Raw genomic sequence first — 6000 nt, forward strand, 5'->3', positions numbered from 1 at the left:
ATAAGGGGCGGTCATCATTGAACTCTAAAATGATTAATGAACGGGAATATGGCTATTTGGGGAAAGAAAGTGAAAGCACTGTCATTACCATGAAAAAAGGCCAGTATATAGCAGGATATTCAGTTGGAATACTTTATTTGGATGAATGCTGGTACCCTGTTTTGCCCGGAAACGTTGCCAATCTATCAACCTATGACTTTCCTGTAAGGCTTAAAGTCGTGCCTGATTGCAATCAGGAAAGAATCCATGCGGGTGATCCTTCGTTATTGGATGATATTATAAAAGCGGCAAAGGCATTTGAAGCAGAAGGCGCACGCGTCATATGCGCGGCATGCGGATTTTTTGGTAATTTCCAGGATAAAGTAGCAGCGGCTGTTGATATTCCGGTTTATCTGTCAAGTGTTGTTCAAGTACCTTGGATTAAGACAGGCTTAAAACCTAGTCAAAAAATTGGTATGTTGACAGCGGATGCTCATGGCATTACGTCAAACTTATTTAAAAGTTGCGGTATAGATGATCCAAGTATTTGTGTAGTAAGAGATTTGGGCAGGTTGCCCGAATTTTCAGCCATCATTGAGAGCAGAGGATCTTTTGATAACGAAAAGGTGAGAAAAGAAGTCGTGGATGCAGCTGTCAATATGGTAAGTGAAAACCCTGAAATTGGAGCAATTCTATTAGAATGCAGTGATTTACCGCCGTATGCAGCTGATATTCAAAGGGCTGTCAAACTTCCGGTATTTGATTTTATTACCATGATCAAATGGGCTAATTACGCTGCCAGCCAAAAACCATATCATGGTTTTATCTAAAATTAGAAAATAAACATAGATTCGGTTAAACGTAGCATATAAACACATAAGCACCGCATCATATCTTCTGATGTGCTACTTTGTACGTATGAGACATCAAACGTTCTCTTCTGCGTAAAAAATAGTTGGTCGCACATCTATTTACACAGAATGAATGTTGATGTCTCTTTATTTTATAACTGTAACCTCATACCAGATTAAGCAGAAACCTTTAGATGAAGAAATGATAGTTCCTTATACAATTGGACGAAATGATAGGATTTCATTTAATCAAGTTATTCTAGAAGTAATGGAGGAGAATTCCCATGAGTGAAAATCAAACCGTCATATGCAGATGTGAAGAAATCACGTTGCAAGAAATTAAAGAAACGGTTGAGCGTTTTCAATGTTCCTCACGTGAGGTAAAGTTACGAACCCGCGCAGGGATGGGGCCTTGCGGGGGACGGACTTGCCGGGGTATGATCGATCGATTAGTTGAGCAATTGGGCGGATCGCCGGTTTCTAATGAAGTGTCACTCAGCTATCGTCCTCCCGTCCGGCCGGTTTCATTTGGCGTATTGGGAGGAGAGACAAAATGAATTCAATGAGAGTTAATCATCATCCGGTTTTAGGAAACCTTGAGGAACAAAAGGAAGTTAAGATTTATTTTGACGGCCAACAATATGAAGCTTATGAAGGAGACACAATTGCATCGGCATTGCTTGCCTCCGGGGTTCGTACCTTGCGCCGTCATGAGGACAAGAAGACTCCCCGCGGGATTTACTGTAATATTGGTCATTGCTTTGAGTGCCGGGTAAGAGTTAACGGCAAAAATACAGTTCGTGCTTGTTTAACTCCAGTAGAAAACAATATGAGAATTGAATCAGGCATATCTCTCCCAGACCCTCTCAAAGGAGGAAAATTATGATTGATCTCGTGATTGTAGGTGCGGGCCCAGCCGGGTTAGGCGCAGCCATTTCCGCTGCCGAAAATAGATTAGAAGTGTGTGTAATAGACGAGTTCGTAAAGCCTGGCGGACGTTTATTGGGGCAGTTGCACGAGGAACCTGATGGCAAGTGGGTGAACGGTATTGCCGAAGCACAAAAACATTATGAACGTGCCATTCAACTTGGGGTAAATATCAAATGCGGCGTATCCGTGTATGATTTAAAAAAATTGGAGAATGGGTGGTGTGTATATACTACTGATAAAGCAATCGAGTCTAAATGTCTTTTACTTGCTACAGGAGCATCGGAAACGCCTATTCCTGTTCCGGGATGGACGCTTCCGGGTGTCATGTCGATTGGAGCAGCTCAGATCATGGGGAATGTGCATCGTGTGAAACCTGGAGAGAAAGGGGTCATTATCGGTGTTAATGTACTCTCCGTTGCGATTGCGAGGGAACTGCAATTATGCGGCGTTCACATTGAGAGTATATTGCTTCCGCAGCCGAGTCTTGTATCAGGGAATGCCGCAAATCCGGAAAAGATGATGGCATCACTTTTACGATTATCACACTTGGCCCCTTCACCTTTAATACGATTTGGCGGAAAATGGGTAAGCCCAAAGCTTGGTGCACGTTTGTATCCGAAAAATGGATTTAAAATGTGGGATATTCCTATTCAACTGCGTAAAACAGCTCTTGAAATACTCGGAGAAAATCAAGTAGAAGGCGTACGCATTGCTGAAATCTCTGCAACTGGGAAGGTTGTATCCGGAACGGAAAAAACAGTATCTGCTGATTTTGTCTGTATTGCAGGCGGTCTCACACCATTGTCCGAACTTGCCGCTGTTGCGGGTTGCTCTTTCTGCTATGTTCCTGAACTCGGAGGGCATGTTCCTTTGCATAATGAATTTATGCAGACAAATCTTACTGGTTTATATGTAGCAGGCAATATCACAGGAGTTGAAAGTGCTAAGGTGGCCAGGGCTCAAGGAACAGTGGCTGGACTTGCGATTGCACGGGAACTTAACACTCTAGCGGACCACGCTGATGAAAAAATTGATGCGGCTATTGCAGGGGTTATAGAAACACGGCGTCATGCGATCATCCAATTCCAGCCAGGCATTGAAAAAGCGCATACAGAGCTTCATCGAAGATTTTATGAATCTCGCGGGGAAACAATCTTGAACTAATTACAGAAACTAAATCTATGCATGGGGGATAAACTAATGAAGGTATTAGTCATTGCAGCTCATCCAAATATTGAAGAATCGATTGTGAATAGAACTTGGATTGGAGAATTAAAAGAGCATCCTAATATAACTGTTCATGAACTTTATAAGCAATATCCTGACGAAGAAATTGATATTGAGAGAGAGCAAAGGTTATGCGAAGAACACGATAGGATCGTTTGGCAGTTTCCATTTTATTGGTACAGCTCTCCGCCGCTTCTCAAAAAATGGCAGGATGAAGTACTCACCCATGGCTGGGCTTATGGATCAAATGGGGATAATTTGCATAATAAAGAACTCATTTTAGCAGTATCAACCGGAAGCGCAAAAGAGAAATACCAAGCTGGCGGAAGTAATCATTACTCCATGAGCGAACTATTAAAACCATTCCAAGCAACTAGTCATTTAATAGGGACTAAATTTTTACCGGCCTTTATATTCAATGGAACGTATACTGCAACTCACGAAGAGATAAAAGAAAGTGCAAAAGCATATGTGAATTATATTCTTGCTGAGGATAACTTTGAGTGAGCTGATTAAGGTTTATAGTATAGGATTTATCCCGGTACAACCGTCCGTAAAACTCCCGCCTTAAAACTTAAGTTTAAGCTCTGAAGTTTAGGCGGGAGATAACGGACGATAACACCCCGATTTGTTCAGCTAACCATCAGTGGGGGATGAACAAAATCCCCACTGATGGAAGTTTCACTTTATCAATATGATTATAAAACAGCGGATGTTCCCTTTGAGGAAACATCCGTTCTTTGATCGATCAAAATGGATTCTATAGTTATGAATAAAGATGGGATTTTCATAAAAAAGTAAGTCGTTTAGATAAAGTAAACGAGAAAGATTAAAAAACGTATTGATTTTAAATAAATAATATGATATTTTAATAGAGTTGCTGTTTTGAATGATTAACCTAATAGCTTGGCAGCTATGGCGAAGAGGTCACACCCGTACCCATCCCGAACACGGTCGTTAAGCTCTTCAGCGCCGATGGTAATTGGGGGCTTCCCCCTGTGAGAGTAGGACGCTGCCAGGCGGATTTTTGGAGGATTAGCTCAGCTGGGAGAGCATCTGCCTTACAAGCAGGGGGTCGCAGGTTCGAGCCCTGCATCCTCCACCATATTTAATAGAATCTTTATTTGTATTTCAGTACAGGAATATAAAATTAATAAATGAGGTCCCGTGGTGTAGTGGTTAACATGCCTACCTGTCACGCAGGAGATCGCCGGTTCAAATCCGGTCGGGACCGCCATCCTTTTAATGAGCCATTAGCTCAGTCGGTAGAGCATCTGACTTTTAATCAGAGGGTCGGAGGTTCGAATCCTCCATGGCTCACCATTCTAGAAGTTAGAGGTTGGAAGTAAGACGTTAGAATAATAAAGTCTTGCTTCGAATTAATACAAAGGGATCTAACCTCGAACGTCTAACATCCAATTTCCAGAACGCCGGGGTGGCGGAATTGGCAGACGCACAGGACTTAAAATCCTGCGGTAGGTGACTATCGTGCCGGTTCGAGTCCGGCCCTCGGCATCACTTGCGCCCTTAGATCAACTGGATAGATCGTCTGACTACGGATCAGAAGGTTTGGGGTTCGAATCCTCCAGGGCGCGCCATCTTCAAAAACGGGAAGTAGCTCAGCTTGGCAGAGCACTTGGTTTGGGACCAAGGGGTCGCAGGTTCAAATCCTGTCTTCCCGACCATTAACATATTGGGGCCTTAGCTCAGCTGGGAGAGCGCCTGCTTTGCACGCAGGAGGTCAGCGGTTCGATCCCGCTAGGCTCCACCAGTTTAGAAATTAGAGGTTTGAAGTAAGAAGTTGGAATGATTGAACTGGCTTCGAAGTATTCTCTTTGAATCTAACATCTAATGTCCAACATCCAAAACGGAGGAATACCCAAGTCCGGCTGAAGGGATCGGTCTTGAAAACCGACAGGGGCTTAACGGCCCGCGGGGGTTCGAATCCCTCTTCCTCCGCCATAAATTTGGAGGGGTAGCGAAGTGGCTAAACGCGGCGGACTGTAAATCCGCTCCCTCAGGGTTCGGCGGTTCGAATCCGTCCCCCTCCATCATTAATATATATAGGGGTATAGTTTAACGGTAGAACAGAGGTCTCCAAAACCTCCAGTGTGGGTTCGATTCCTACTACCCCTGCCACTCATTATGGCGGTTGTTACGAAGTTGTTAATGCATCGGTTTGTAATTTCGGCATTCATGGGTTCTGCGCCGACCGCCGGTACCAGAGGAACTAATGTTTTATGTGAAAATGCGGGTGTAGTTTAGTGGTAAAACAAGAGCCTTCCAAGCTCTGGTCGTGAGTTCGATTCTCATCACCCGCTCCATTAATTTGTTAACGACACTTCGTCGATAAACATCATCGCGAGTTAACATCAGTTGTGCTCGTAGAGTGCTCCATTAGTTTATGATCGAAACTTCGTTGCGAAGCATCTTTGCGAGATCATATCAGTTGTACCCTTGTGGTGCTCCATTAATTTACATGGTGTCCCATTTAAATGGGCCTGTAGCTCAGTCGGTTAGAGCGCACGCCTGATAAGCGTGAGGTCGGTGGTTCGAGTCCACTCAGGCCCACCATATATTCCAAAGTATAAAACTTTTGATCTACCGGATCTATAAAAACATATTGACATTATGAAACTATGATGATATTATTAATTGCGTCGCTTTTGAAAGAAGCAAAAGCGCAATGAAAAAAAGTTGTTGACAAGATGTTCGCAACTTGATATAATAGTAAAGCTGCTGTTAAGCGGCGGATGAAATGTTTAACAGATTGTACCTTGAAAACTAAACAAAAGCCAAGCGTAATTAATTGGGTAACCAACCTATTAATTTAAAATAGCTAAGGATCATAACGATTAAAAGTATTGCTGTTTAACAGCTTTAATTAGGATGTTCGCATCCAAACTTTATTGAGAGTTTGATCCTGGCTCAGGACGAACGCTGGCGGCGTGCCTAATACATGCAAGTCGAGCGCGGGAAGCAAACAGATCTCTTCGGAGTGACGTTTGTGGAA

5 protein-coding genes, 12 tRNA genes and 2 rRNA genes are annotated in these 6000 nt (G+C 43.2%); all 19 read left to right on the forward strand.

Annotation, left to right across the window (positions count from 1 at the left end; all coding sequences use genetic code 11):
• Nucleotides 1-17: 17 nt before the first annotated feature.
• Complete coding sequence (locus ACFQRG_RS08745) at nucleotides 18-809, forward strand: aspartate/glutamate racemase family protein (RefSeq protein ID WP_380965512.1); 792 nt, start codon at nucleotides 18-20, stop codon at nucleotides 807-809.
• A gap of 305 nt (nucleotides 810-1114) precedes the next feature.
• The gene (locus ACFQRG_RS08750; RefSeq protein ID WP_380965513.1) at nucleotides 1115-1387 is read left to right on the forward strand and encodes a (2Fe-2S)-binding protein; all 273 of its coding nucleotides are present in this window, start codon (nucleotides 1115-1117) and stop codon (nucleotides 1385-1387) included.
• Nucleotides 1384-1716: a (2Fe-2S)-binding protein gene (locus tag ACFQRG_RS08755; RefSeq protein WP_380965514.1), complete on the forward strand. Its 333-nt coding sequence runs from the start codon at nucleotides 1384-1386 to the stop codon at nucleotides 1714-1716. The genes ACFQRG_RS08750 and ACFQRG_RS08755 overlap by 4 nt, the downstream gene beginning before the upstream one ends.
• Nucleotides 1713-2924 carry an NAD(P)/FAD-dependent oxidoreductase gene (locus ACFQRG_RS08760; protein WP_380965515.1) on the forward strand — a complete coding sequence of 404 codons (1212 nt, stop codon included), beginning with the start codon at nucleotides 1713-1715 and terminating at the stop codon, nucleotides 2922-2924. Before ACFQRG_RS08755 ends, ACFQRG_RS08760 begins: the two co-directional genes overlap by 4 nt.
• 36 nt (nucleotides 2925-2960) lie before the next feature.
• Nucleotides 2961-3494: an NAD(P)H-dependent oxidoreductase gene (locus tag ACFQRG_RS08765; RefSeq protein ID WP_380965516.1), complete on the forward strand. Its 534-nt coding sequence runs from the start codon at nucleotides 2961-2963 to the stop codon at nucleotides 3492-3494.
• Between the two features lie 398 nt (nucleotides 3495-3892).
• Nucleotides 3893-4008: ribosomal RNA gene (gene rrf / locus ACFQRG_RS08770) — 5S ribosomal RNA — on the forward strand.
• Between the two features lie 8 nt (nucleotides 4009-4016).
• Nucleotides 4017-4092, forward strand: a tRNA-Val gene (locus ACFQRG_RS08775).
• A 56-nt stretch (nucleotides 4093-4148) separates the two neighbouring features.
• Nucleotides 4149-4224, forward strand: a tRNA-Asp gene (locus ACFQRG_RS08780).
• A 10-nt stretch (nucleotides 4225-4234) separates the two neighbouring features.
• A tRNA-Lys gene (locus ACFQRG_RS08785) sits at nucleotides 4235-4310 on the forward strand.
• 106 nt (nucleotides 4311-4416) lie between these two features.
• Nucleotides 4417-4502, forward strand: a tRNA-Leu gene (locus tag ACFQRG_RS08790).
• Between the two features lie 6 nt (nucleotides 4503-4508).
• A tRNA-Arg gene (locus tag ACFQRG_RS08795) sits at nucleotides 4509-4585 on the forward strand.
• 10 nt (nucleotides 4586-4595) lie between these two features.
• A tRNA-Pro gene (locus ACFQRG_RS08800) sits at nucleotides 4596-4672 on the forward strand.
• Nucleotides 4673-4682: 10 nt separating this feature from the next.
• A tRNA-Ala gene (locus ACFQRG_RS08805) sits at nucleotides 4683-4758 on the forward strand.
• Nucleotides 4759-4856: 98 nt separating this feature from the next.
• Nucleotides 4857-4949 (forward strand) — tRNA-Ser (locus tag ACFQRG_RS08810).
• A 7-nt stretch (nucleotides 4950-4956) separates the two neighbouring features.
• Nucleotides 4957-5038, forward strand: a tRNA-Tyr gene (locus ACFQRG_RS08815).
• A 14-nt stretch (nucleotides 5039-5052) separates the two neighbouring features.
• Nucleotides 5053-5126, forward strand: a tRNA-Trp gene (locus ACFQRG_RS08820).
• Nucleotides 5127-5237: 111 nt separating this feature from the next.
• Nucleotides 5238-5311, forward strand: a tRNA-Gly gene (locus ACFQRG_RS08825).
• Between the two features lie 173 nt (nucleotides 5312-5484).
• Nucleotides 5485-5561, forward strand: a tRNA-Ile gene (locus tag ACFQRG_RS08830).
• 331 nt (nucleotides 5562-5892) lie between these two features.
• Nucleotides 5893-6000: ribosomal RNA gene (locus ACFQRG_RS08835) — 16S ribosomal RNA — on the forward strand; the annotation flags it as partial.

It is taken from the genome of Scopulibacillus cellulosilyticus (genome assembly GCF_042665295.1).
In the GTDB taxonomy this organism is placed as follows: Bacteria; Bacillota; Bacilli; order Bacillales; family Sporolactobacillaceae; genus Scopulibacillus_A; species Scopulibacillus_A cellulosilyticus.

Coding starts and splice junctions, on each gene's coding strand:
- ACFQRG_RS08755 (WP_380965514.1), top strand. CDS start 1,384: ATGAATTCAATGAGAGTTAATCATCATCCGGTTTTAGGAAACCTTGAG.
- ACFQRG_RS08765 (WP_380965516.1), top strand. CDS start 2,961: ATGAAGGTATTAGTCATTGCAGCTCATCCAAATATTGAAGAATCGATT.
- ACFQRG_RS08750 (WP_380965513.1), top strand. CDS start 1,115: ATGAGTGAAAATCAAACCGTCATATGCAGATGTGAAGAAATCACGTTG.
- ACFQRG_RS08760 (WP_380965515.1), top strand. CDS start 1,713: ATGATTGATCTCGTGATTGTAGGTGCGGGCCCAGCCGGGTTAGGCGCA.